This is a genomic window from Natronolimnohabitans sp. A-GB9 (assembly GCF_030848565.1).
Classification (GTDB): domain Archaea; phylum Halobacteriota; class Halobacteria; order Halobacteriales; family Natrialbaceae; genus Natronolimnohabitans.
On record NZ_JAVDDV010000008.1, the window covers coordinates 126,142 to 150,897 of the forward strand.

Genomic DNA, 24,756 nt, shown 5'->3' on the forward strand with positions numbered 1-24,756 from the left:
TGATCTGTTGGGTCGAACCATGCTGTGCGGGTCGGTTCGACCCATCAGCCGACAGTTAGATCGGTAATAGTCCGTAGTCTCCCATAATTATATTAATAAATGTCCTATGAAAATAGACCGCTTCACACGCAGTTTCGTATCAACCGGAACGGAGGCGATCAGCCGCGACGCTCGAGAATCCGATCGACGATCAGTCGCGTCGAGAGGATGTAGTCGTCGCTGGCCGGTTCGTGGGCGCTTGCCCGTTCGACCGTACAGTCGATTCCTCGGCGCTCGAGTTCGGCCTCGATGGCCGCGTCGTCGTGGTGTTGGTCGTGTCCCAGCGCGATGACGTCGGGGTCGATCGCCTCGATCGGGACGAAGATGTCCTCCTCGTGGCCCAGGATCGCCTCGTCGACGGCCGCGAGGGCGTCGACGACGTCCCGGCGCTGGGCCGCCGGACAGATCGGCTTCGCCTTGTGATCGACGTTTGCCTTGCGGGCGACGATGACGATCAGTTCGTCGCCCATCGACGCGGCCTCCTCGAGGTAGTGGACGTGGCCGGGGTGGACGATGTCGAAGGTCCCTTGCGCGATTACCGTCCGCGTCATGGCTGCCTCCAACCCGTCGAGTCGGGTCCGTCGTCGATCGATCGCGGCTGCGATGCTGTCGGTGTCGTCGATCCGGGAATCGAGCCAGTAGTCCTCGCGAGTGTCATGTTATCGTCGGAGTTCGTCGTCGATGTCGGCCTGCGTGAAATCGAAGAAGTCGTCGGTCTCGGGCAGTTCCACGTCGATTACGTTGAGCTGGGTCGGCTCGCCTTTCGAATCGAACGCTTGCCAGTCCGACCGGCGGTAGGGTGCGCCGATGATGATGTGAACGCTGCCACGGCCGAACGTCTCTAAGTCGGCGCTGCTCGGCCTGATCACCCCGTTCGGGTGGGAGTGGACGCTTCCCAGTGCCTTCACGTCGTTGGGAATCTGGCTCGTCTTGACGGTCGCGCTGACGCTGTTTGCCTCGGTGCCGGGCACGACCAGAATATCCGTGATAACCAGCCCGTCCCGATCCAGTCCCAGCCGATCCGCCTCGGTCCCCCGGAGAAAGCCCATGTACTCGTGTGGGTGAGAAGCCTCCGAGGACTCGAGGGCGAACTCGAGGGTTTCCTCGGCGATGCCGAGGATCTCGCTCGAGCGAAACAGCGCGTCGAACAACCCCATATCACGACGTGGGGGCTTGCGGTTGCTAAACGTTCCGATGGTCGACTCGACGGACTGCTCCCCCGTTGGACGCGATCAAGTGCCATGCTGCATATCAACTAGGTATACATACGCTTTGAAGACGTACTAGCGAGTCCCTTTTCCGGGCGGACGTTCCTATTCGGATTTATGTCACTAGACGAAGATTCACTCGAGTACCACAGCGACGATCCACCTGGGAAGATCGAGATTCGGACGACGAAGTCGACGACGTCCCAGCGGGATCTCTCGCTTGCGTACTCGCCCGGCGTCGCCGCGCCGTGTCGGGAGATCGACGAGAACCCGACGGACGCCTACCAGTACACGGCAAAGGGGAACCTCGTCGGTGTCGTCTCGAACGGATCGGCCGTCCTCGGGCTGGGCGACATCGGTGCCCAGGCCTCCAAACCCGTCATGGAGGGGAAAGGAGTCCTGTTCAAGCGGTTCGCGGATATCGACGTCTTCGACGTCGAACTCGACCACGACGACGCCGACGCGTTCGTCGAATCCGTCGCAGGGATGGAGCCGACCTTCGGCGGGATCAACCTCGAGGACATCGCCGCGCCGGACTGTTTCCGGATCGAGGAACGGCTTCGTGAGCGGATGGACATCCCCGTCTTTCACGACGACCAACACGGGACAGCGATCATCTCCGGGGCCGCACTGTTGAACGCCGTCGACATCGCCGACAAGGAGCTCGCGGACCTCGAGGTCACCTTCGCCGGCGCTGGCGCCGCAGCGCTCGCGACGGCCCGGTTTTTCCTTTCGCTGGGGATCGAGAAGGAGAACATCACGATGGTCGACATCGACGGTATTCTGACGACGGAACGAGCCGAAGCTGGCGATCTCGACCCGTACAGTCGCGAGTTCGCCCGCGACGTTCCCGAAGGCGACCTCGCAGACGCGATCGCCGGCGCTGACGTCTTCGTCGGGCTTTCGGTCGGCGGTATCGTCGACGCGGAGATGATCCGGTCGATGGCCGACGATCCGATCGTCTTCGCGATGGCAAACCCCGAACCCGAAATCGACTACGAGACGGCCAAAGGGGCCCGCGACGATACGGTCATCATGGCGACCGGCCGTTCGGACTACCCAAACCAGGTCAACAACGTCCTCGGGTTCCCCTTTATCTTCCGCGGTGCCCTCGACGTCCGTTCCGCCGAGATCAACGAGGCGATGAAAGTCGCCGCTGCGGAGGCCATCGCCGACCTCGCACGCAAGGACGTCCCCGACGCCGTCCGCAAAGCCTACGGGGACCAGCCACTGCAGTTCGGCCCCGAGTACATCATCCCGAAGCCGCTGGATCCGCGGGTACTGTTCGAGGTCGCCCCCGCGGTCGCCCGCGCCGCGATGGAGTCGGGTGCCGCCCGCACCGAGATCGACCCCGAGACGTACGTCGAGCACCTCGAGGCCCGGCTGGGCAAGTCCCGCGAGATGATGCGGACCGTCTTCAACAAGGCCAAAAGCGATCCAAAGCGCCTCGCGCTGGCCGAAGGGGAACACGAGAAGATCATCCGGGCGGCGGCCCAGCTCGAGGACCGCGATCTCGCTCGGCCGGTCCTGATCGGCGACGAGGACGAGATCAGGACCACCGTCGCGAACCTGGGACTCGAGTTCGAGCCCGAAGTCGTCGACCCCGACGACGGATCGGACGACGAGTACGTCGACGCACTTTACGAGCGCCGCCAGCGAAAGGGCGTGACTCGCACCGAGGCACGGGAGCTGATCCAGGACAGCAACTACTTCGCGTCGCTCATGGTCGACCGTGGCGACGCCGACGCGATGCTGACAGGGCTGACGAATCACTACCCCTCTGCGCTGCGACCGCCGCTGCAGGTGGTCGGGACCGCACCCGACACCGACTACGCCGCGGGCGTCTACATGCTGACGTTCAGAAACCGCGTCGTCTTCCTGGCCGACGCGACGGTCAACCAGGACCCCAACGCGGACGTCCTGGCTGAAATCACCCGCCACACGGCCGATCTCGCCAGACGGTTCAACGTCGACCCCCGTGCCGCCCTCCTGTCGTACTCCGACTTCGGAAGCGTCGACAACGAGGGGACCCGCAAACCGCGACAGGCGGCACAACGACTGCGGGAGGATCCGACCGTCGAGTTCCCCGTCGACGGTGAGATGCAGGCCGACACCGCCGTCGTCGGCGATCTCCTCGAAGGGAACTACGAGTTCGCCGACCTCGATGAACCGGCGAACGTACTCGTCCTCCCCAACCTCGAGGCGGGCAACATCTGTTACAAACTCCTGCAGCGACTCGGCGGCGCCGAAGCGACCGGTCCGATGCTGGTCGGAATGGACGAACCGGTCCACGTCCTCCAGCGCGACGACGACGTCAGCGACATCGTCAATCTGGCGGCTGTCGCGACCGTCGACGCCCAGGAGGAGTAGTCCGGTCCCGCGGCCAAAGCGGCGACACGCGCGACGACGCGACGCGCCCGTCATCCCTTCTTGACAAGGGTTATACGCGACCGGCTCAAATTACGGCCCAAGATGACACGTGAGTCCGCCGGGGAACCCGGCGCAGATGACGGGGATTCCGTCGTCTACGATCTCGCTGCTGAGTGTACCGCAGAGGATCTCGAGGAGGACCGTCCATATCTCGCCGAAATCAACGGTATCGTCGACTACGGTGTTTTCGTCGATCTCTCCGACTCCGTCTCCGGACTCGTACACGAGTCGGTTCTCGACGGTACCTACGCCGTCGGCGACGAGCTCGTCGTCGAACTCGAGACCGTCCGCGACAACGGCGACATGGCGTTCGAGCCGGTCGACATCGAGGAGTATACGCTTCAGAACGTCGGCCACGACTACGCGCTGACCGGGACGAACCGCCTCGAGTCGAACGTCGGTGACCAGATCCATCTGGAAGGCGAAGTCGTCCAGGTCAAACAGACCGCCGGTCCGACGATCTTCCACGTCGCCGACGAGTACGGCGTCGTCCCGTGTGCCGCCTTCGAGGAGGCCGGCGTCCGCGCCTATCCGAAAGTCGAGATCGGCGACGTCGTCCGTATCACGGGAACGCCCGAATACCGCGAGGACTCGGTCCAGATCGAGGTCGACGGGCTCTCGAAACTCGAGGGCGACGACGCAGAGGAAACCCGCCAGCGGCTCGAGGAGTCCCTCGAGACCCGCGCCCAGCCCCACGACGTCGAACCGCTGATCGACTGGCCGGCCTTCGAGAAGCTCCGGCCGAACCTGGAGCGTGTCGCGAAACTGCTTCGCCGAACCGTCCTCGAGGGCCGTCCCATTCGAGTTCGCCACCACGCCGACGGCGACGGCATGTGTGCTGCGGTTCCGGTCCAGATCGCTCTCGAGCGTTTCATCGCCGACGTCCACGAGGACGAGGACGCGCCCCGACACCTCATCAAGCGCCTGCCCGCGAAAGCGCCCTTCTACGAGATGGAAGACGCGACGCGGGACCTGAACTTCGCCCTCGAGGACCGGGAGAAACACGGCCAGCAGCTCCCGCTCTTGCTCATGCTTGACAACGGTTCGACGGCCGAGGACGTCCCGGCCTACGAGACGCTGGCTCGCTACGACATCCCGATCGCAGTCGTCGACCACCACCATCCCGACCCCGAGGCCGTCGAAGACTTACTCGACGCCCACGTCAATCCCTACCTCCACGACGAGGACTACCGGATCACGACGGGGATGCTCTGTGTCGAGCTCGCGCGGATGATCTATCCCGACCTCACGGAAGAGCTGCGCCACGTCCCCGCCGTCGCCGGCCTCTCCGACCGGTCGAAGGCCGACGCGATGGACGACTACCTCGAGCTGGCCGCCGAGGAGGGCTACGACGAGGAACGGCTCCAGGATCTGAGTGAGGCGCTGGATTATGCGGCCTTCTGGCTGCGCTACAACTCCGGCGATCAGCTGATCCAGGACCTGCTCCACGTCGCCAACGGCGACGAAGGGCGCCACCGTGAACTCGTCTCCTTTTTCGCCGACCGCGCCCGCGACGAGGTCGACGAACAGCTCGAGGCGGCGATGTCCCACTTAGAACACGAGGACTTAGACAACGGGGCCCACCTCTACCGGATCGACGTCGAGAACTACGCGCACCGATTTACCTACCCGGCACCGGGTAAGACGACCGGCGAGATCCACGACCGCAAGATCGAGGAGACCGGCGATCCGGTGATCACGGTCGGCTACGGGCCGGACTTCGCCGTGTTGCGCTCCGACGGCGTCCGGCTCGACATCCCGAACATGGTCTCGGAACTCGAAGAAGAGATCCCGGGCGGCGGCGTCTCGGGTGGGGGCCACCTCGTCGTCGGCTCGATCAAGTTCGTCAAGGGCAAACGCGAAGACGTCATCGACGCCCTAGTCGAGAAGATGGAGGACGCCGAGATCGACGAGGCGCTCTCGAGTGCGGCGCCGATCGACGACTGATACGAGAGGATACGCTCGAGTCCCTCTCGGCGGAGGATGGCGAGAAGGTTTACCGTCGTCGGTGTCGTATTCGGGTATCGATGAACGTCTCGCAGCGACGCAGACGTCGGTCGGTCGACGGTGACGGCGACCGATGATCGACCGAAGCCAATCCGCCGAATCGACGGACGTGTTGTTGATCGATCCGTCGCCCGAGACCGCGCGTCTGATACGAGCGGGCGTCGCGGATCGTCATCCGACGACGGTCTTTCACACCGTCGCCGACGGTGCCGACGCGCTCGATTTCCTCCATCGAGACGGCGAGTACACCGACGCGCCCAGACCGGCGCTTGTAGTGTTGCGACTCGAACTCCCGGAGCCTGGACCGGACGGACTGGACGTCCTCGAGGCGATCGACCGGACGCCGGGGCTACCGAGCGTGCCCGTCGTCGTTACCGTCGCGTCGCCGACCGAAGAGGTGATCCAGGAAGCCTATCAACGCGGCGCAAACGCCGTCGTCCCGATTCCTGACGAGCCCGACGCGCTCGCCGAGACGATGGATCGCGTGGCTCGGTTCTGGATCGCGACCGCGCGACTGCCAAACCGGGACGATCGACTCTAGTAACCGTCGACTGCTGGATCGAACGGACCCACACGACAGGGGTCGACCAAGCAGCTCATACGATCTCCTGTCGTTACTGCCCGCCGCTCGCCGACCCCGTGTGGCGGTCGGCGGGAACTCGGTACAGCAGTCCGTATCAGGCGTGGAACGACACTAGAACTGGTAGCGCCGCTCGTCGTCCATCGTCGGATACTGGTCGGCGCCGGTCATCTCCTCGAAAGTCATCCCGGTGAGGTACTCATCGTACGTGACGTCGTAGGCGGACCGCAACTGGAAGTCGAGTTTTCCCGTATCGATCGTCGACTGAAACAGCATGTGAATCGCCCGCCGGACGAGTTCGTCGGTCTCTTCGGGCTCGAGGGCGGTCTCGAGCAAGGCGAGTTCGTTTCGGGTCTCTCGATCGAGCGAGACGGTGAGTTCCTCGTCTAGTGACCCGTACACGTCCGTGACGTCCTCGTTGAGATCGTCGAGGCTCATACGCGAGAGGACTCGAGCCGAGGGGATAGGGCTTTCGTGGTCCGCTCGAACGCTGCGTGGGAGAGAACGGCCGGTCGGAATCAGTCCTGGAGCGAACTGACGAGTTCCTCGAAGGTATCCGACTCGAGCGGTTTCTCGACGCAGGCGTCGACCTCGTCTTCGATATCGGTTAGGCTGCAATCGACGCCGTATAGAGATCCCGAAAGGGCGATGACGGGTACGTCAGTCAGATCGTCGTCGATCTCCGTGAGTACCGCTTTGCCATCCATTCGAGGGAGGTGTAAGTCGAGGAGGATCGCGTCGGGTCGCGGGGCATCGCAGTAGTCACCGGACTGGTGGACGAAGTCGATCGCGTCGGGACCAGTGGAGACGACGTGAAGCGTCGGATCGAACGCCCCCTCTTTCAGCATCTCCTCTATCAACCGAACGTCGCCCGGATTATCCTCCACTAAAAGTATTTCGTCAAAGTGATTTGGAGGAGCCATTGTATCCAGTATCGAGTTTTATTCGTTTAAGGATTTTGTTTGTCCGGATACTAAATCACCGAACGGTGAATTTTGGGGAGAGATAGGGCCATCGACTGTTCTCCGGGACACGTAACGGCCTCCGATCGGGAACCGCCACCAGTAAGACGGGGCAGTCGCTAGGGCGACCGATGAGCGAGAGCGACGGTGACGCCGATACCGACGCCGACGGAACGGACGCGTGGCACCTCCCCGACGACCTCGAGGCCGTCCGGACGGCGCTGATCGAGTGGTACGAAAACGACCACCGCGACTTCCCGTGGCGTCGCACCGACGACCCCTACGAGATCCTCGTCAGCGAGGTGATGAGCCAGCAGACTCAGTTAGATCGCGTCGTCGAGGCATGGGAGGCGTTTCTCGAGCGCTGGCCGACGACGGCGGCGCTGGCCGACGCCGATCGCGCGGACGTAGTGGGGTTCTGGACGGATCACAGCCTCGGCTACAACAATCGGGCGAAGTACCTCCACGAGGCCGCCGGGCAGGTCGAGACGGAGTACGACGGGGAGTTCCCGACGACACCCGACGAACTCCAGGAGCTGATGGGCGTCGGTCCCTACACCGCAAACGCCGTGGCGAGTTTCGCGTTCAACAACGGCGATGCGGTCGTCGACACGAACGTCAAACGGGTCACCTACCGCGCGTTCTCGATCCCCGACGACGACGCTGCCTTCGAAGCAGCTGCGAACGATCTCATGCCCGCAGGTCGCTCTCGTGTCTGGAACAACGCGATCATGGAACTGGGTGGCGTCGCCTGCACGCAGACGCCCCGCTGTGACGAGATCGGCTGTCCCTGGCGCGAGTGGTGTGACGCCTACGCCAGCGGCGACTTTACCGCGCCGGACGTTCCGACCCAACCCTCCTTCGAGGGGAGCCGCCGCCAGTTTCGTGGCCGCGTGATCGGCACTCTTCGAGAGTACGACGAACTCGAGTTAGACACCCTCGGTCACCGCATCAGGGTCGATTACACACCCGACGGCGAGTACGGCCGGGAGTGGCTCGAGGGACTCCTGGGCGACCTCGAGGACGACGGCCTGGTTACTCTCGAGGACGCCGACGCGGACGGCGATCTCGTCGCGCGGCTGCAGCGCTGACCGAATCGGTATCGCCGAAACTGCAGCGCGTGGGCCGCTTATTTCCCGCCTGGCGTCGTCAAGACGGACATGGCTGATGCCGATACCGTTCGCGTCGTCGCCGTCTGTGGAAGCCTTCGTGACGCGAGTACGACACACATCGCCCTCGAGCGTGCCCTCGAGGCAGCGGATCGTGCCGGCGCCGAGACCGAACTGCTCGATCTGCGGACGTTCGAGTTACCGATCTTCGACGCCGACCGCGACCGCGAGAACGCGGGCGATGCCGAGGAGCTTGCGGCTCGCTTGCGGGCCGCCGACTCGATCCTCCTCGGCTCGCCGATGTACCACGGCTCTTACTCCTCGCCGCTGAAGACCGCCCTCGATTACTGTGGCTTCGACGAGTTCCAGGACAAGACCGTCGGCTTGCTGGCGGTCTCGGGTGGTGCCTTTCCGGTGACCGCACTCGAGCACATGCGCTCGGTCTGCCGGGCGCTGAACGCGTGGGTGATCCCCCACGAGGCCGCGATCGCCAACTCCCACTCGGCGTTTGCCGAGGGCGAGTTCGTCGACGACGACCTCGAGAAGCGAATCGCGACGCTGGGCCGGCGAGCGGTTCAGTACGCGACGATCGAGCCGGATCCGGACTCCTTCGAGAGCGACCAGAACGTCGGCGCCGAAGGGAAGTAACGCGACGAGACTCCGATGCTGTAGCGTCCCGCTCAGGGCTCGAGCAGCCGTTCGAACCGTCGCTGGTGGGCGAGGAAGGCGAACAGCCCGAAGACGATGACGCCGACCTGTACCGCGTCGATCCGGAGGACGAGTGTCGTCACCTCGAGCGACAGCGGCGGCGTAGCGATCGCCCAGTCAGTAAACCAGGCCGAAGCCAACAGCGTCGACGCGCCGACGGCCAACAACAGTCCCGGAACGAGGGGTGTCCGCGTCGTCAGGTACGTCGATCGGAAACAGAAGACCCGCCGCTCGAGGACGAGCTGTGCGGTGAGTGCAGCGGTCAGCAAGACGGCCGCGACGACGACGCCGACGAGACCGCCGATCGACTCTGCGACCAACAACCAGACGAGCCAGCTCCCGGTCAAGAGGAGTGCGGCGCCGAGTCGGCGGGGCTGGAGGAGATCGCCCATCTCGTCGACAGTCGCGCCGAAGACGCCAGCCCGAAGCAGGGAGCCACAGAACAGGATTCCGAGCCCGGCCAGTGCCGTCGACGCCGTTCGGGAGCCGACGACGAGATGAAACCAGAGGCCGACGGCGATGGCCTCGACGGCGGCAGTCGAGAGCGCCGCGGTCACCCCGACGACACGTCGTCGGGTCGTGCGACCGAGCACGCCGGGCTGGCGAATGACGCTCATACCGCCAGTTCGCTCTTGGGGGGCTTCGTTATGGGAGACATTAAATCACATAGTAGGGAGACGGTAACGGTTCGTCAGCCGATGTCGAATATATACGGCCGAAACCTCCCGTTTCTTCGATGCGTCGCCGACGTGCTTCGATACCGACGACGACCTCGTCGTAGCACCGAGCATCCATCCGTTCTACAATCGTCTATCGACGCTTGAGACGAGGAACGGGGCCGTATACGGACGAAGTTCCGGTCCGGTATACGTCGGTTACGGTATCGATTACGGGCCGGTATCCGACGCGTAACTGTTGGCATTCCGATTCGATCGGTGGAAACGTTGGACAGAGTTATTTACGGCGATGTGGTCGGAAGTGATTATGCCCGAAACCGAACAACAGGAGGAGACACTGTCCGAAGTCGTCGTGAAGGAGGCCGTCAGTCTGGGGATGGAATCGCCGCTTCGAGACACGATTCTCGAGGCCGTCGAGGAAGCCGAAGGAGCACCGTCGGGTGGATCGAAGCTACCGCTTGCCGGTGCACTCTTCGGGATCGGCGCCGCGCTTGGCTTTCTGGCAGGGCGACAGTCGACGGAACTCGAGGAGGCGTCGCTCGAGGACGTCGACGAGCCCGAGATCATCGAGGACGTCATGGAAGGACGAGGCGGAGACGAGACGGAGTCGACGACCGACGTGGTAACCGAGACGGAGACCGATATCGAAGACGAGGGTGGCTCGAGCCGACTGCCGAAGCTGTTGTTGGCCGTGGGTGCCGTCGCCGCGATCGCCATCGCTCGCCGCCGTCTCTCCGGAGACGAGGAAGAGGAGTGGGAACCGATCGAGGAGTTCGAGCCCGCCACGACCGACGAGTTCGAGGAACCCGGCGACGACGAGCTGGAGGCTGGGACCGGAGACGGCGACGAGACCCACGACGAGGAGTAACGCGGCGCTGCTGTGGCGATCTCGAGGCGTTGCTTTCGAAACCGAACCGCTTGGACGACGACTCGTCTGCGATCCGTTCTCCGTTCGTCTCGTCTCCGACGAAGAAGCTAAGGGGTCGACGCCGACACGTCAAGGCAATAATGGAGACGACCCACCGCGTCTTCGTCGGCGACTCCCGGGAGCTCTCGGGAGTCGACGACGCGTCCGTCGAACTCGTCGTGACATCCCCGCCGTATCCCATGATCGAAATGTGGGACGACCTTTTCACTCGACTCGATCCCGCGATCGGGGATGCACTCGAGGCCGGCGACGGTCGCGCGGCGTTCGAAGCGATGCACGCCCAGCTGGATCGCGTCTGGGACGAACTCGAGCGGGTGCTGGTCGACGGCGGCATCGCCTGTATCAATATCGGCGACGCGACCCGATCGGTCGACGACAGCTTCCGAGTGTACGCCAACCACGCTCGCATCCTCGAGGCCTTCGAGTCGCGGGGCTTCGATCCCCTGCCCGATATCCTCTGGCGCAAACCGGCCAACAGCGCCGCGAAGTTCATGGGTAGCGGGATGATCCCGCCGAACGCCTACGTCACCTTAGAGCACGAGTACGTACTGGTCTTCCGAAAGGGCGGCGAGAGCCGCTCGTTCGAGCCGGGCGCCGATCGGCGCTACGAGGCCGCCTACTTCTGGGAGGAGCGCAACCGCTGGTTCTCGGACGTCTGGACCGACGTCCAGGGCGAACTGCAGGCCCTCGAGGGTGCCGATCTCCGCGATCGGTCGGCTGCCTACCCACTCGAGATTCCCTACCGGTTGATCTGTATGTATTCCGCGTACGGCGACACCGTCCTCGACCCCTTCTGGGGAACTGGAACGACGACGCTCGCGGCGATGTGTGCCGGTCGAAACTCCGTCGGGTCGGAGCTCGAGAGTTCGTTTCTGGAGATGTTCGACGACCGCGTCGCCGACGTGCCGGCGCTGTCGCGGTCGGTCGGCCGGACACGGCTCGAGCGCCACCGCGAGTTCGTCACGCGCCGCCGCGAGGAGGGCAACGACTTCGACTACCGGGCGACCCACTACGAGACTCCGGTCGTGACGAAGATGGAACGAGACATCCGACTGCGCGAGGTCACGAACGTCGACGCGTTCGGTGTCGACGCCACCGACGCGACCGAGGACACTGAGTGTGGCTACCGCGCCGATCACACGCCGCTGTCACTCGAGTGATACGGTCGCCTGTCGTCACTGACTGCCGATCGCCACACGGGATCGCGATCGGCGGGAGATTGGGACAGCAGTCCGTATGGGCCCACAGCGGCCGACGTCGGTTTCAGTCTCGGGATTTATAGGTCGACGCGTCCAACCGTCGGCCATGTCTCTCGACGAATACAGCGACGCGATCGCCGACCTCGAGCCGACCGAGGGCGAGGTCGAAACAGCGGAACTGGTCGTCTCCGACGACGTCCTCGTCAAGGCCTTCGCGCTCGGCCCGGACGCCGAACTCGAGCCCCACGACCACCCCGGGAGCACGAACGTCTTTCACGTTCTCGAGGGAACCGTCACTGTCGTCCGAGACGAAGACAGCGAAACGATCGACGCACCCGGCGTTGTCCACCACGAGCCGGGTGCCGTCCACGGAGCGCGAAACGAGACCGACGAGACGGTCGTGTTCACGGCGAGTCTCTGCCCGCTTCCCTCATAGCGGGCAGGAACCGGGTCGTCGACTCCGCACGTTTGTAGACTAACGCGCTCGATAGCTCGGTATGGCTATATAGATAACCCCTTCTCAGCGAGTCGCTATACAGATAACGACTAGACTCTTTATGGTGACCGGTGAAGGTCGTCTGTCTTCCAAGAGACGGCATTGGGGGTGTGCAAAACCGATGACTGAGATGACTTCACGATCACCGTCCGAACGAACGAGTGAACAGTACGTCGTACAGTACGAGAAAGACGATACCGAACCGCTGAGCGTCGCTATCGTCGATACGGTCGCCGCGGTCACCGACGAGCGTGTGACCGATCTGGAGCCGCTTCACTACACGATCAACACCGATGCACTCGAGCGGCTGTTCGAATCGCGTGCGGCAGGGGACCGTTCCGGGGGAACGGTAACGTTCGAGTACAACGACTGTCTAGTAACCGTCTCCGCTGACGGCGAGATTCGCGTCGAACCGGCGTAATCGACGAATTCGGGACTGCGACAGGCGCTTTTGCGGTCGACGGCTTCTCCGATCGAGCGTCCTCGAGATGTCGAACAGCAGCTTAGGCGCTCCGATATCTCGACCTGAGTTGTTCGATCTACAAGGTAGCTTGCAATAGCGGGCTCAACCGGTATTCGAATCTGGCTGCTCACACCTATTCGTGATCAATCATCGATGAGTACGATTCGTAAATCGGTCGACGATACCGTACTCGATTTCGCTCACAAGTATGGCCTCGCGTTCGTGATGGTCGCCAGTTACTTCGGTTCTGGATCGGTGTTTATCGCCAGCCAGGCCGGCGTCTTACACGGCTACACCCTGCTGTGGGCGGCCACGGGCGCAGCACTGCTTGGCTTTATGGCACAGGATATGAGCGCCCGGCTGGGAATCCACGGCACGCCGCTGATGATCTTCGTCCGGGAGAAACTCGGCAGATCGATCGCCGTCCCGATCGCGTTGTTCCTCTCGATCGGCTGTATCGCCTGGACGCTCGGCCTCGCCGCGGCGGTCGGCGCCGGCGTCTCCTTTCTGACCGGCGGCGTCGTCGCCTGGCAGCCGATCGCGGTCCTCGCGACGGTGGGTGCCATCGCCGTTGGCCTCCTCAACTACGGCAAGGTCGAGAACCTGATGATCGCGATGATGCTTGCGCTGTTGGTCGTCTACGTCGCTGTGGCCATCCCCAGCGGTGCCGAGCCGACCGAACTGGCGCTCGGATTCGTCCCGACCATGGATTCGGTCGGCGCACTCGTCATGGCCGCCGGCCTGCTCGGGACGACTGCCCTCTGGCCGAACTTCTTCCTCGAGTCGATCCTCGTCGAAAAGAAAGGCTGGACGGAGAAAGCAGACGTCGCCGACGCCCGTCGGGACCTCGCGATGGGGTATGCCGTCGGCGGGATCGCGACTATCGCGATCCTGATCGTCTCTGCAGCGGTGCTCCGTCCGATGGGGTTTACCGAACTCGAGTCGTTTCTTACGCCGGGTGAGGCCCTCGTCGAGGTGTTTGGAACCTGGGCGATGGTGTTGTTCGTCGGCGGTGTCACGGCCGCGGCGTTCAACAGCATCATCCCGATCATGTGGGCGCCGGCCTACATCATTCCACAGGCGGCCGGAGTCGACGTCGGGAAAAGCGACCGGCTCTTCAAACTCATCTTCGCCGGCCTCACTGGCGTCGGCGTCCTGTCGCCGGTCGTCAGCGCCGTTCTCGATCTGTCGGTCGTCGACATGGTGATCTTGTTCCCGATGTACAACGGGATCTTCGCCCTGCCGCTGACAGCGGCGCTTTTGTTCTGGGCCGTCAACGACCGTGAGACGATGGGCAAACACCGCAACGGGCGGGCGATCAACGCCGTCAACGCTTTGCTCGTGATCCTGGCGGTCATCCTCGCGATTACGTCGATGCAGGACTTCCTCGAGTTGCTCCTGGGCGGCGGGTTCTAGTCCGCCGTCGTCTCCGTTCGCTCACTCGAATGACGTTCGACGGTTCGGGTCTCGAATCGATACCTCGAGAGTCGATGCGACAGACCGCGGACGCATACGAGCAGCTATCGTCGTTTTCGAAACGGTCGAGACCCTCGAGGAACGGTCACAGCGATCCGTCTCATCCGGTTGCTGTACCGACGTCCTGCCGATCGCCAGCGCGGAGCGGCGGTCGGCGATCGGTGGGAGGTGATGACGGCGGACCGTGTCACACTATTCATACTACCGGACAACAGTCAGTACACACCCGATCGCGCCTCGACGCCTGTCGCGTTCCGCGACAGCGTCTCGAGTGCGATCGGTGTGTGCATCGTTTTGTCCGGAAGTATCAGTCGCCGTGTGGTCCCTCCGTCGATTCCGGCTCCGCGCCAGGGAGTTCGTCCGTCGCGGTGACGTCGATCGTACCCGTTCCATCGACGTGAACGTGGTAGCCATGATAGGTGAACTTGACTGCCGTGTCGGCGCCGGTCGACTGCTCGTGGCTGGCTGCGACTAGCCGGTCGAGCGCGTCCGTGTCGACGACGTCGTGTAACGGTGGCTCGAGATCCGTCGGCGAGACGCCCTCGCTCGATGCGATCCGTGTAACGATACCGAGGCTCGGTGAAACCCCCGTTCCCATATTATGATGAGTCGATGCATGGAATATAAAGCTAGTGACGGTTCGAAGGTTGTCAACTCGACCGTGACGATATCGTCGACACCGACACAGGGGAGACGACACTCGAGCGACGGGACGATCGGAAGGAGACGTTCGGTATCGACGTGTTACAGCGTTCGAGGCGAGTTTCGAACCGACGTCCGACGCTCTGTCGTACAGTTACGCAACCCTCGAGAGTACAGTGACCGACCACGAACTGCTGCGTTCATACACTGCTGTCCGACAGTATGACTTACGGACTCGCCACTCACTACGTTCGTGACATCGCGTAGAAAGCCAGTGCCCGGGGAGGGCTCCGAACCCTCGATCTCCGCATGTCCCAGGTCCGAGGCTCGGCGGTCCTCGTGGGGGACACGGAGGCTTCCAAGGCGTACCGCACCGAATCTCTGAACCCTATGAGTGCGGCGCTATGTCCAGCTAAGCCACCCGGGCTCACTCTCCGATTGTCGCCAGCCTTTCTTTAAGCTTCTCATTCCGTCCGAGCGTGCAATCCCGACCCACGGATTTATCATATGGCCTTCCTAACTACCCGCGCATGAGCGTTCCTGGAATCGTTCACTCTACTCTCGATGGCGACGATATCGCGGCTCGAGTCGCACTCGGCGGCGACGACGAACTCTTCGTTACCTCCTCGAGCACGCTCGTCTATCGGTCCGACGGTCTCTTAAGCGACGAGTCTGTCGACGAATATCCCCACGACGCCGAACGGGTGACGCTCTCGGAAGGGCGGCGCAAGACGACAGTCACGCTCGAGTACCCACTCGAGGGGAGAAAGGAGTTTACGATCCCCGCGAGCAAGATCGACGCGGCCTTACATCCGGTACTGGCTGGCGTATTAAATGGCAACGGTATCACGGATCCCGGCGAGACGGTCGCCCAGACCTACCGGTTCAGCGAACTCACGCTCATCGTCACGAGCGACCGGCTGGTCAAACACATCGGCGCGGCGGTCTGGGACGATGACTACGAGGAGTACCACTTCGAAGACGTGACGAACATCGAGTTCGAGGACGGGAGCGTTGCCACCCAGATCGTGCTCACGGTCGACGGCCGCCCACAACGGATCAAGGCACCGAACGAGGCGGCAACCGAACTCCGCGAACGGCTCAAACGCGCGCTTTTCGAGTACCACGACGTCACCGCCCTCGAAGAATTAAACGAGACCGAAAGCGACGATACACAACCGGGCCGTGCATCGGTCGACTTTGGCGGCGGCGTCGACCCTCTCGACGCCGACCCACCCGAGCCGGACGATCGGGATCTCGACGAGCCGACCGCCGATGTCTCCGAGTCGAACGACGTAGCGGGAACGGCCTCGAGTGACCCGCTTGCGACCGACGTGGCGGCGACCGGAGAAACGGACACCGAACAGACGGCACGCGATACCGGAGCACAACATCGCCAGCCCCAACACCAACAACAGCAGGTCGATACGCAGTCGACACAACAGACCGATCCACAGTCGACACAACGGACCGATCCACAGTCGACACAGCACGCCGCCGACGCTCGATCGTCGGCGTCGACGGCGAACCAATCACAGCCGGAGGCGTCGCGAAGTGAGCCGACGACCGCCGCGTCCGCTGGCGAGAATCGAGACGGAACAGCGACGCTCGAGTCGTCCACCGACGACGGCGATACCGACGACGGCGATACCGACGCCGCCGTCAGAACTGAGACCACCGATTCGGCCGACACAGTCCATCCCCACTCTGACCCGGAGCCGGCAGTCGACCAGGCGGCTCTCCTCGAGCGAATCGAGGCGCTGGAGGCGGCCGTCGACCGCCAGACCGAGGTCATCGAACGCCAACAAGAGACGATCGAGCAGTTGATCGCCGAACTCCGGACAGAACGCTAAGCTACTGTTCCCGTCCCGTTACCTTCCGAATACACGAGGAACCGAACGGCCCCAGTTCGCCGGCGTCGAGTTTTATGAAGTAGCCAGTCGAGAGACTCGAGCCACAGCGTCGACAGGAGAACTCCCCCTCTTTCGTGATTACGTCCTGTTCGAAGCTGACGTACTGCCGGCTCTTCGGGCGAATGATGCCGTCCTCGCGCTCGATGATTCCTCGCAGTTCCGCCTCGTCGAGGATCGTCCGCGTTACCGTCGGATCACTCGTCACCGTCTCGATCCGATCGACGACTGCCGGGAGTTCGAGTGACTCGTGTTCGAGGCGTTCGAGCAACGCCAAACCGAGCGCGACGCGATCGTCGGCGGCGTCGACGGCCGTCTCGGGTCGCTCGTCGTGGCTGTCCATCGGTGTGTGGTGTCCGTTCTGGGTGAATAAACGTTCCGTCCCGAACCGTCTCGAGACACAAAAGTTTCAACGCTCGGGGAAAAACTCCGAGCGATGTCACCCCCGTCGGTGCGGACCCGTGGGCTGATCGGCGCCGCCGTGATCGGCGCGATCCTCGCTGTCGCCGCTCTCGTCTCGCCGTCCGCACTGCTTGGCTCCCTCGAGTCAGTAGCGACCGATCCGTATCTGTTCGGGCTCGTCGTCGTCGGACTCTACCTCGGTCGTCCGCTGGTCGCATTGCCGACGACGCCGCTCGCGGTCGTGGTCGGCTACGGCTACGGCGTCGGACTCGGAGTCCCGATCGCGTTGCTCGGAGTCGCAGTGACCGTCGTTCCACCCTTTCTCGTCGCCCGCTGGCTCGCCGGTGACGCGACCGACCCGAGCGGGCGAGCCGACTCGTCACCAGTCGGGTCGATCGAGTCGGTCCTCGAGCGAGCAGTGCACGTCGTCGACCGGTATTACGAGACGGCGGGGCCGATCCGGGGTGTCGTCGCCTCGCGGCTGGCGCCGATCCCCTCCGACGTTGCGACGTGTGCAGCAGCGATCAGCGGTGTCCGGCTGCGCCAGCTCGTGGTCGGGACGGTGATCGGTGAACTCCCCTGGACCGTCGCCGCGGTCGTCGTCGGTGCCTCGGCAGCGACGATCCGGACGGACGGGCTGGGCGAACTCAGCGTTGCAGTGACGCTTGCGTGTCTCGTCGCCGCCGCCGTCTTGCTTGCAGGGCCTGCCTACCGGGCCCTGCGAACGCGGCGCGGAACGCAAAACGCGAGCCGGCCGGCGGACAGTTGATCGCTGCCCTGCTCTGATCGCCCTCGAGCGGACGCTGCCTATCGGAAGGGGTCGCTACAATCGATAATGGGACCGTGTTGTGGACAGACGTACTTGCAGTGGCGTTTGTACAGCGGTTCTCCACAGTGAGGACAGGTCGGTGCACCGCTCGAGTCGGAACGGACTACGTCCGCGGTGTCTGTGTCGATTCCGTCCGTTTGGTCTGCAGCCATACTGTCCGCTACCGCCTACAACGTGCTAAGTGTTGGTTGTACGGCCCGGACGACGGATTCGGAAGCCAGGTCGGTAGACGGTTCGGGTCCCGGTGACGAAAAACGAAACGGGTGTGGCTATCTTAGCTGTGTGCCGTCAGCACTCGCTCCAGCCACAGGATTCGCAGGTCTTGCAGCCTTCGGAGTAGTACAGCGACAGCGACCCACACTCGGGACACTCCGGCGATTCACCGGCGTCGATGAGGTCCTGTGTCGCGTCGTCGCTGCCCTTTGCGGCCGCGCCACCGTCGGTCTGTGGACCGTCGTACTCGGCTTCGATACCCGCCTCGGCCGACTCCTCTAGGGTCTGTTGGGTCGGGTACGGCTTGTCGATCTCGCCCTCGAGGTAGCGACGCATCGCGGTACCGATGGCGTCAGGGATGGACTGGATCTGCTCGCCTTTGTCCCAGGCGACCTTCGGACTCCGCGTCCCACAGAGTTCGTCGACGATCTCATCGGGATCGACACCCGAGCGCAGCGAGGTCGAGATGACCTTCGCCAGCGCCTCGGTAAAGGAGTTAGTGAAGCCGCCGGAGTGGCCGATGTTCGCGAACAGCTCGAACGGCTGACCGGTCTCGGGGTCTTCGTTGATCGTCACGTAGACCTTGCCGTAGCCGGTGTCGATGCGCTGGCTGACGCCCTGGAGAGCGTCGGGCCGGTCGCGTTTCTCGGTGAAGTTGACCTGGACGGAATCGCGTTCGTCCTCGTCGGCCACCAGCGCGTCGAGGTCGTCTTCCTCATCGAGGATCGACTGGACGTCCTCACTCTCTAAGAACGCCTCGAGACCGCCGAAGATCTCGTCGATCTGTTCGACGAGTGCTTCTGCGGCTTCGGTCTCGTCGGCGAATTCGGCGTTGTCCGCGCGGGTGGTCAGCACCTGCTTCGAGCGGGTGCCATCGCGGTAGTAGGTGACGCCTTTGCCGCCGTGTTCGTAGATGTACTCGAAGACGTCCTTGGCGTCTTCGACCGTCGAGTCGTTGGGCGCGTTGACGGTCTTCGAGATCGCGGAGTCGACGCCCTCCTGGCAGGCGACCTGTACGCCGGCGTGTTCTTTCGCCGAGAGGTCGCCGGTCGTGACGAACAGTTCGCCGATGGCGTCGGGCACCGTCGAGAGTCCCTCGACACCGTTGAACTGGTTGGTCGCCATCTGCTCTTGGGCCTCCTCTTTGACCGCCTCGACGTCGATGTCGTTGTCCTCCAGTACACGGAGGAAGTAGTCGTCGAACTCGACTAACATCTCGTCGCCCTGGACGTCGTCGGAGACGTTCTTGTAGTAGGCGACGTTGTAGATCGGTTCACAGCCGCCGGTGGTGTTGCCGACCATGCTCGTGGTGCCCGTGGGCGCGATGGTCGTCGTGTTGTGGTTCCGGATCGGGAACCCATCGGCCCACTCGTCGGCGTCGAGGCCGGTCTGGTGTTCGAACCACTCGCGGTACTCGGTCGGGTTCGCGTACTTGGATTTGTCCCACTCCTCGAAGCTCCCCCGCTCTTCGGCGAGCTCGTGGGAGGTCCACTTCGAGGTGTGGTTGATGTGGGTCATCAGCTGGCGTGCGACCTCGTTGGAGGCCTCGCTGCCGTACTCCATGCCGAGCTGGATGTACAGCTGGGCAAGCCCCATGATACCCAGCCCGATCTTGCGCATCTCCCGGACCTTCTGTTCGATCTTGTCGACCGGGAAGTCGCTCATCGTGACGACGTTCTCGAGGAACCGGGTCCCCATCTCGATACGGTGGTCGAACTCCTCGAAGTCGACGGCGTCCTCGAGGAAGGCGTCGACGGCGTCCTCGAGGTCCTCGTACTCGTCGCCGTGCTCGTCGTACCAGACGCGCCAGTCGGGCGCCTCGAGGTCGGCGAGCGTCGAGAGGTTGATGTGGCCGAGGTTACAGGCCTCGTATTCTTCAAGTGGCTGTTCCCCACAATTATGGACTACAAGGCCGTTAGCGACGAACGAGTGGGTCTCCGGTTCAGTCAGGTCATAGACCGCTTCGTGACCGTCGTGTTCGACGGCTTCAACGGTAGCTTCGAACCGTTCGCTGTACGGTCCACGGTCGTACTCCGAGAGCCGCTGTTCGAGCGCTTCGGACTTGTAGTCGAGCAGGAAGCCGATTTCGTCGGCGAATCGCTCAAGGTTGTCTTTGACGATGACGAGTTCGTGTTGATCCTTCGTCTCGTACTCTTTCGTTCCGCCGCTCCCGTCGGACAGCTCTCGAGTACCTGCTTCCTTACGGTTCTCGTAGATTTTGCTGGCGATTCCGAAGTTGAGGAGGAGTTGCTGGACGTCACCGAGCAGACCCGCGTCAGAACTCCACAAGCGGACCGAGACGCCCTTTTCGACGTTCCCCTGAACGCAACCGTCTGCGGTAAACAGCGACTGGAGGAAGCCGCGTGCCATCTCCTCGCTGCCGCGCATTACGGTATCAGGGACCTGCAGTTTGTCCTCGGTGAGACCGACTTCCTCGGCGTACTCGTAGAGGCGAGCAGATCGAATACGCTGTTCGATCGCCTTCGCACCGCGGTATCCGGCGTCACGAGTTATTTCGTTGACCCCGATGCCGTAGTTTGCGTTACCGAGTGGCTCGCGAACGACCTCGTTAACGTCTTCAGCCAGCGATTCGGAGATTTCGGCGTCTTCGTCGTAGAAGTTCAGAACGGCACGTTCTTCGCCGTGTTTGAGATGGCCGTCCCCGACGAGCCAGCCGAGCGTGCGACCTTCCTCGGCAGTACCGTGCTGACCGAATCTACCTTTTCGGTTCTGGATGTGGACTGTATCTCCTGCATCGAGGTTCTGCGCTTCGACCCATCCGTCGTCAGTCATGACACGGTGGTCTGCAGTGAGTCGAAGTTTGTACCCTTCCTCGGTAGTTAGCTTGTAGACGTCTTTCTCGCCGGTTTTGTAGACGCTACTGGCCTCTTTAATGGAGTCCTCACTGAGTCGGCCGTCGACGACGACATCAGTCGCGACCCCCTGCTCGTACAGCTCTTCTGCAGGGACAAGACCGCGTTCCGTGCTAATGAGTGTGTCTCCGGTGACACACGGATTCGTCGCGAGGATGCGGTGGTCGGGGTGTTTCTCGACGTCGAAGGAGTGTTCCTTGTTGACGCGCTCGAGGTAGATGACGCCGGGTTCGCCGTTCTCGTGGGCGCCCTCGACGATGTCGTCCCAGAGCTCGTCTGCGGGAATCGACAGCTCCTCGCCGACCTCGACGTACTCGCCGAGGCCGAACATCTCGTAGAGTTCCTTCGTCTCTTCGGTCGCGATATGGGGCTCGCCCGTTCGCGGGTTGGTGAACGTAAACTCCTCGTCGTTCTGGACGGCCTCCATGAAGTCGTCCGTGATGCCAACGGAGATGTTGAAGTTCGAGAGATGGCCCTCGACGGCGTTCCGGAGGTGTTTGGGGACCCGGCCCTCGTCGTCGATGAGTTCACGAGCCTCCTCGAGGGCCTCCTGGAAGGACGTGTGCGTGTAGTCGTCGGGGTCGTTCAGCCGAAGCGTCTCGGCCAGCGAGACGTCCTTGTTCTTGGCGTGGATGAACTGGATGACGTCCGGATGGGAGACACGCATGACGCCCATCTGTGCGCCCCGTCGGGCGCCGCCCTGGGCGATCGTCTCGCACATCTGGTCGTACGTGCGCATGAACGTGATCGGACCGCTGGCGATGCCGCCGGTCGAGCCGACCGCGTCGCCGTAGGGGCGCAGGCGCCAGAACGCATAGCCCATGCCGCCGCCGCTGTTGTGCGAGACGATCCCGTCGGTCACGTATTCGTGGTTGTCCGCGACGGTGATGTCGTAGACGGTCGCGGGCTCGGATTGGCTCACGGAGTCGACCTCGACGGTGTACTCCTCACCGATCACGTGAGAGTCACGGGCTGACACGGAGTCGATGTTCGAGAGACCGATCTCGCGTCGTTCGTCGATGAAACCGACCTCGCGGAGGAACGCTTTCCGTCCCTCGCCGGTCGTCGGAACGAGGCCGTAGTACGGATGGGCGTCTTCGTCGCGGATGACGGACTTTTTGACCGGATAGCCCAGGCCCATCATCAGGGTCGCGACGTCGTCGATCGCCCGTTCGGATGCACTGTACAGCTTCGGATACGTGTCGTCGAGCAACGTTCCATCCGCGGTAAAGTACCCTCGAAGGAACGCTTCGACGACGCTGGCCGGTGCTCGCTTGACGACCTGCGGGACCCGAGCGGACTGGGCACCGTCGGCCTTGCAGTCGAAGTTCGCTTCCCACCAGCGCTTGATCTCGTGGCTGTTGATACCGACTTCGTAGCAGCCGTCCGCGAAGGAGATCGACGCCGTCGTACCGAACAGTTGCCGAGAGAGCTGGTCGATATACTCGGCGATGCTCTCGCGCCCGACGTGGAACCGGATGCCGTCTTGATGCCACGAGCCGTCACCGAGCCAAAGTCCGACGAGTTCTGCAAGCTCCTCGTTCAGTGACTCCGGCTGTTGAACCGTTTTGACCGGTGTCCCGTTCGGGGTGAGATCCTCGCGGGCACGGAACTGTCCGACGGTTGCCTGGTGGATGCCCAGCTCGTCGGCGATCTCCGCATCGGTGTGTCCATCCTGATACAGTTCGTGGGCTGTCGACTCGTCGAACGACGTGGAACCGGGTTTCCGGCCGCCGTTCCCGTTCGGCGGGAGATCCAGTTCGTTGCTCCGGCGGCGCTGTACTGTGGACTTCCCGCAGTCGAGTCGCTCCGCAATCTCGTAATCGCTGAGTCCTTCCCGGTGCAACTCGAGAATCTCCGCATTCTCGACGGTTCTGTTCTCGCTCCACTGAGCGCCGCTCGCTACCGACGTAAGTTCTGGGACCTCACGGTCCGCCTCTCGAAGCCAGCCTAACGCGTAGTGAATCTCCTGGCCGGCCTTGATTTTGTCGAGTCGCGTCCATTCGCCGTCGACCATGAGACGATGGTTCGGCGTTCCGCGGACGGAAAGCCCGTTTGCGAGCGAAACCGTAAGCGTCTCCGCGTTATCGTACGTATGCGTCTCCTCGACAGGCTTGTACTGGAATCCCGAGTCAGTCCGCTGTGCGATGCGATCTCCGACCTCTACGTCCGCAACGCTGACGATCCCTTTTTCTTCGACCATCACCGTCGACTCCTCGGTGAGACACTGGAAGACCTGTGCGGCCTCCTTGGCGGTCTGGTGGATGTCGTCGATGTCGTCCGCGGGAGAGTCGACGAAACACGCCGAGAGCTGCTGGAGTTCGTCGCCGGCGTTCATCAGGGTCGGCGAGTTCGGCATGAAGTCGAGGTTTGCCATCATCTCCTGGAACTCGTCGGCAACCGACTCGACGTGGTCGCGGATGTCGTCGGGGAGTTCGGGGACGACGGTGTCGTAGGCGAACTTGTTGACGTTGTAGACAGAGAGGGTCGTCTCCGCGTCGTCTTCTGCAGTGGTACCAGCGCCAAAGACTTCTTCGGCGAGCTCGTCTCGGCGCGGGTGGTCAGGTTTGAGCTGGTCGGGCGTGACCGTGATCTCGATGTCGTGTTTTTCGGCCTCGTAGACCGCTTCGGCGAGCGCGATATTCTTCCCGACGCGATCGAAGAGATCTTCCTGGGTCTCGACGAGTTCGCCGTCGGCGTCTTTGCGCAGATAGCGCGCCGGCAGAATGTTGTGATACGCGTTGCCGGTCAATCGCTCCTCGAGCGTGTCGCCGTCGGTGCGCTTGATCGGGAGGGTGAGCTCTTCCGCGGAGAGGTCCGACCCGCTCATGCGCGGGCCACCTCGTGGCTATCCCGTTTCCGGGCGTCGATTCTGGCGTGGGGATGGGTCCTGAGTCGCATCATTCGTGACGAAGGTTCGGTAGTCATGCATTCCTCATAAAGCTGTCCTACTTTCGTTGTACTAACGAAACTGTGCTTGTAGAGATGTCTCTGGTATCCTATCGTTTCGGATTCGATCACGACGGCCGAGACGGCCGTGATCGCGGCTATCAGACACTACGACGCCGACGGTCTTAACGATTTTCAGAGCACCCTGACTTTTCAGTCTGCGCTGACAGTAGTCCAACGAGGTGCTTCGAGCGCTGTCCTGTCGATCGACAGTTTCGACAGCCAATCGGTCGTCTTGTGTACTGGTAACAGGAATCGGCAGTCACGATTCCGTCTTTGTCATACTATCCAGAAGGATTACGTCACTGTAGTACAGGATGTAACGTATGCTCGATCCGTTGACTTCCTCGACCGTCCTGCTCGTGTTGGCGGGACTGGCCGCGTTCGCAGTGGCCTACGTCGCGATCAAGATCGCGATCAAGTTGGCCGTTCGCATCGGAATCGTCGCCGCCGTCGTCCTCGCGGGACTCTACACGGCCGGTGTCACCGATCTGTCGTTCCTGCCGTTCTTCTGAACGTCTGCGGTCGATCGCATCGACGTCAGTTTTTCCGATATTCGACTCTCGTTTGCCGATCGAGTCGGTACTGTGACCGCGCCGGTCGCTGGGAGTCGACTCGGTTCGTCTCGAGGACGAGTTCGAGAGTGCCCTTCGAGT

At 62.8% G+C, this 24,756-nt stretch carries 21 protein-coding genes, 1 tRNA gene and 1 pseudogene; 13 read left to right on the forward strand and 10 right to left on the reverse strand.

Annotated features, from left to right (window positions below; translation table 11 throughout):
• Positions 1-158: 158 nt before the first annotated feature.
• Positions 159-590: an adenylyltransferase/cytidyltransferase family protein gene (locus tag RBH26_RS12640; protein WP_306758687.1), complete on the reverse strand. Its 432-nt coding sequence runs from the start codon at positions 588-590 to the stop codon at positions 159-161.
• Positions 591-698: 108 nt separating this feature from the next.
• Positions 699-1,196, reverse strand: coding sequence for a Mov34/MPN/PAD-1 family protein (locus tag RBH26_RS12645; RefSeq protein WP_306758689.1), 498 nt, complete (start codon positions 1,194-1,196; stop codon positions 699-701).
• A 168-nt stretch (positions 1,197-1,364) separates the two neighbouring features.
• Here RBH26_RS12645 and RBH26_RS12650 point away from each other — a divergent pair, with 168 nt between their 5' ends.
• From RBH26_RS12650 to RBH26_RS12660, 3 genes are all read left to right on the forward strand, one after another.
• Positions 1,365-3,617 carry an NADP-dependent malic enzyme gene (locus RBH26_RS12650; RefSeq protein ID WP_306758690.1) on the forward strand — a complete coding sequence of 751 codons (2,253 nt, stop codon included), beginning with the start codon at positions 1,365-1,367 and terminating at the stop codon, positions 3,615-3,617.
• Positions 3,618-3,719: 102 nt separating this feature from the next.
• Entirely contained in the window at positions 3,720-5,624 is a 1,905-nt protein-coding gene (locus tag RBH26_RS12655; protein ID WP_306758692.1) for an OB-fold nucleic acid binding domain-containing protein, read from the forward strand.
• A gap of 133 nt (positions 5,625-5,757) precedes the next feature.
• Complete coding sequence (locus RBH26_RS12660; protein WP_306758693.1) at positions 5,758-6,225, forward strand: response regulator; 468 nt, start codon at positions 5,758-5,760, stop codon at positions 6,223-6,225.
• A gap of 153 nt (positions 6,226-6,378) precedes the next feature.
• Here RBH26_RS12660 and RBH26_RS12665 read toward each other — a convergent pair whose 3' ends face one another.
• Both RBH26_RS12665 and RBH26_RS12670 read right to left on the reverse strand, forming a co-directional pair.
• Positions 6,379-6,702 (reverse strand): hypothetical protein, encoded by a 324-nt coding sequence (locus RBH26_RS12665; protein WP_306758694.1) that lies wholly within the window; start codon positions 6,700-6,702, stop codon positions 6,379-6,381.
• 80 nt (positions 6,703-6,782) lie between these two features.
• A complete protein-coding gene (locus RBH26_RS12670; RefSeq protein ID WP_306758696.1) occupies positions 6,783-7,151 on the reverse strand; it encodes a response regulator in 369 nt (122 codons plus the stop codon).
• A 206-nt stretch (positions 7,152-7,357) separates the two neighbouring features.
• Between RBH26_RS12670 and RBH26_RS12675 the strand changes: the two genes are divergently transcribed.
• Both RBH26_RS12675 and RBH26_RS12680 read left to right on the forward strand, forming a co-directional pair.
• Entirely contained in the window at positions 7,358-8,317 is a 960-nt protein-coding gene (locus RBH26_RS12675) for an A/G-specific adenine glycosylase (RefSeq protein ID WP_306758697.1), read from the forward strand.
• A gap of 69 nt (positions 8,318-8,386) precedes the next feature.
• Positions 8,387-8,983, forward strand: coding sequence for an NAD(P)H-dependent oxidoreductase (locus RBH26_RS12680; protein WP_306758698.1), 597 nt, complete (start codon positions 8,387-8,389; stop codon positions 8,981-8,983).
• 32 nt (positions 8,984-9,015) lie between these two features.
• On the opposite strand, the gene RBH26_RS12685 is transcribed toward RBH26_RS12680, so the two are convergent.
• Positions 9,016-9,660 carry a hypothetical protein gene (locus RBH26_RS12685; protein WP_306758699.1) on the reverse strand — a complete coding sequence of 215 codons (645 nt, stop codon included), beginning with the start codon at positions 9,658-9,660 and terminating at the stop codon, positions 9,016-9,018.
• A gap of 367 nt (positions 9,661-10,027) precedes the next feature.
• Between RBH26_RS12685 and RBH26_RS12690 the strand changes: the two genes are divergently transcribed.
• The 5 genes from RBH26_RS12690 (at position 10,028) to RBH26_RS12710 (ending at position 14,222) form a co-directional block, all read left to right on the forward strand.
• Positions 10,028-10,588: a hypothetical protein gene (locus RBH26_RS12690; RefSeq protein ID WP_306758700.1), complete on the forward strand. Its 561-nt coding sequence runs from the start codon at positions 10,028-10,030 to the stop codon at positions 10,586-10,588.
• 140 nt (positions 10,589-10,728) lie between these two features.
• A complete protein-coding gene (locus tag RBH26_RS12695; protein WP_306758701.1) occupies positions 10,729-11,808 on the forward strand; it encodes a site-specific DNA-methyltransferase in 1,080 nt (359 codons plus the stop codon).
• A 145-nt stretch (positions 11,809-11,953) separates the two neighbouring features.
• Positions 11,954-12,283, forward strand: coding sequence for a cupin domain-containing protein (locus tag RBH26_RS12700; RefSeq protein ID WP_306758702.1), 330 nt, complete (start codon positions 11,954-11,956; stop codon positions 12,281-12,283).
• A 181-nt stretch (positions 12,284-12,464) separates the two neighbouring features.
• A complete protein-coding gene (locus RBH26_RS12705) occupies positions 12,465-12,764 on the forward strand; it encodes a HalOD1 output domain-containing protein (RefSeq protein ID WP_306758703.1) in 300 nt (99 codons plus the stop codon).
• Between the two features lie 195 nt (positions 12,765-12,959).
• Positions 12,960-14,222 (forward strand): divalent metal cation transporter, encoded by a 1,263-nt coding sequence (locus RBH26_RS12710; RefSeq protein ID WP_306758704.1) that lies wholly within the window; start codon positions 12,960-12,962, stop codon positions 14,220-14,222.
• 367 nt (positions 14,223-14,589) lie between these two features.
• Here the strand turns inward: RBH26_RS12710 and RBH26_RS12715 are convergent, their stop codons facing one another.
• Positions 14,590-14,880, reverse strand: a complete 291-nt coding sequence (locus RBH26_RS12715; protein WP_306758705.1) for a HalOD1 output domain-containing protein — start codon at positions 14,878-14,880, stop codon at positions 14,590-14,592.
• 319 nt (positions 14,881-15,199) lie between these two features.
• Positions 15,200-15,351: transfer RNA gene (locus RBH26_RS12720), tRNA-Met, on the reverse strand.
• 103 nt (positions 15,352-15,454) lie between these two features.
• Between RBH26_RS12720 and RBH26_RS12725 the strand changes: the two genes are divergently transcribed.
• Positions 15,455-16,777, forward strand: coding sequence for a hypothetical protein (locus tag RBH26_RS12725; RefSeq protein ID WP_306758706.1), 1,323 nt, complete (start codon positions 15,455-15,457; stop codon positions 16,775-16,777).
• 1 nt (position 16,778) lies between these two features.
• Here RBH26_RS12725 and RBH26_RS12730 read toward each other — a convergent pair whose 3' ends face one another.
• Positions 16,779-17,177, reverse strand: coding sequence for a DUF5830 family protein (locus RBH26_RS12730; protein ID WP_306758707.1), 399 nt, complete (start codon positions 17,175-17,177; stop codon positions 16,779-16,781).
• Positions 17,178-17,270: 93 nt separating this feature from the next.
• Between RBH26_RS12730 and RBH26_RS12735 the strand changes: the two genes are divergently transcribed.
• Positions 17,271-18,005 (forward strand): VTT domain-containing protein, encoded by a 735-nt coding sequence (locus RBH26_RS12735; protein ID WP_306758708.1) that lies wholly within the window; start codon positions 17,271-17,273, stop codon positions 18,003-18,005.
• A gap of 38 nt (positions 18,006-18,043) precedes the next feature.
• Here the strand turns inward: RBH26_RS12735 and RBH26_RS12740 are convergent, their stop codons facing one another.
• Both RBH26_RS12740 and RBH26_RS21350 read right to left on the reverse strand, forming a co-directional pair.
• Positions 18,044-18,217: an HVO_2523 family zinc finger protein gene (locus tag RBH26_RS12740; RefSeq protein WP_306758709.1), complete on the reverse strand. Its 174-nt coding sequence runs from the start codon at positions 18,215-18,217 to the stop codon at positions 18,044-18,046.
• Between the two features lie 904 nt (positions 18,218-19,121).
• Positions 19,122-23,981 (reverse strand): annotated as a pseudogene (locus tag RBH26_RS21350) (LAGLIDADG family homing endonuclease); the annotation flags it as partial.
• 445 nt (positions 23,982-24,426) lie between these two features.
• On the opposite strand from RBH26_RS21350, the gene RBH26_RS12760 reads away from it, so the two are divergent.
• Positions 24,427-24,615 (forward strand): hypothetical protein, encoded by a 189-nt coding sequence (locus tag RBH26_RS12760; RefSeq protein ID WP_306758710.1) that lies wholly within the window; start codon positions 24,427-24,429, stop codon positions 24,613-24,615.
• Positions 24,616-24,756: the final 141 nt, after the last annotated feature.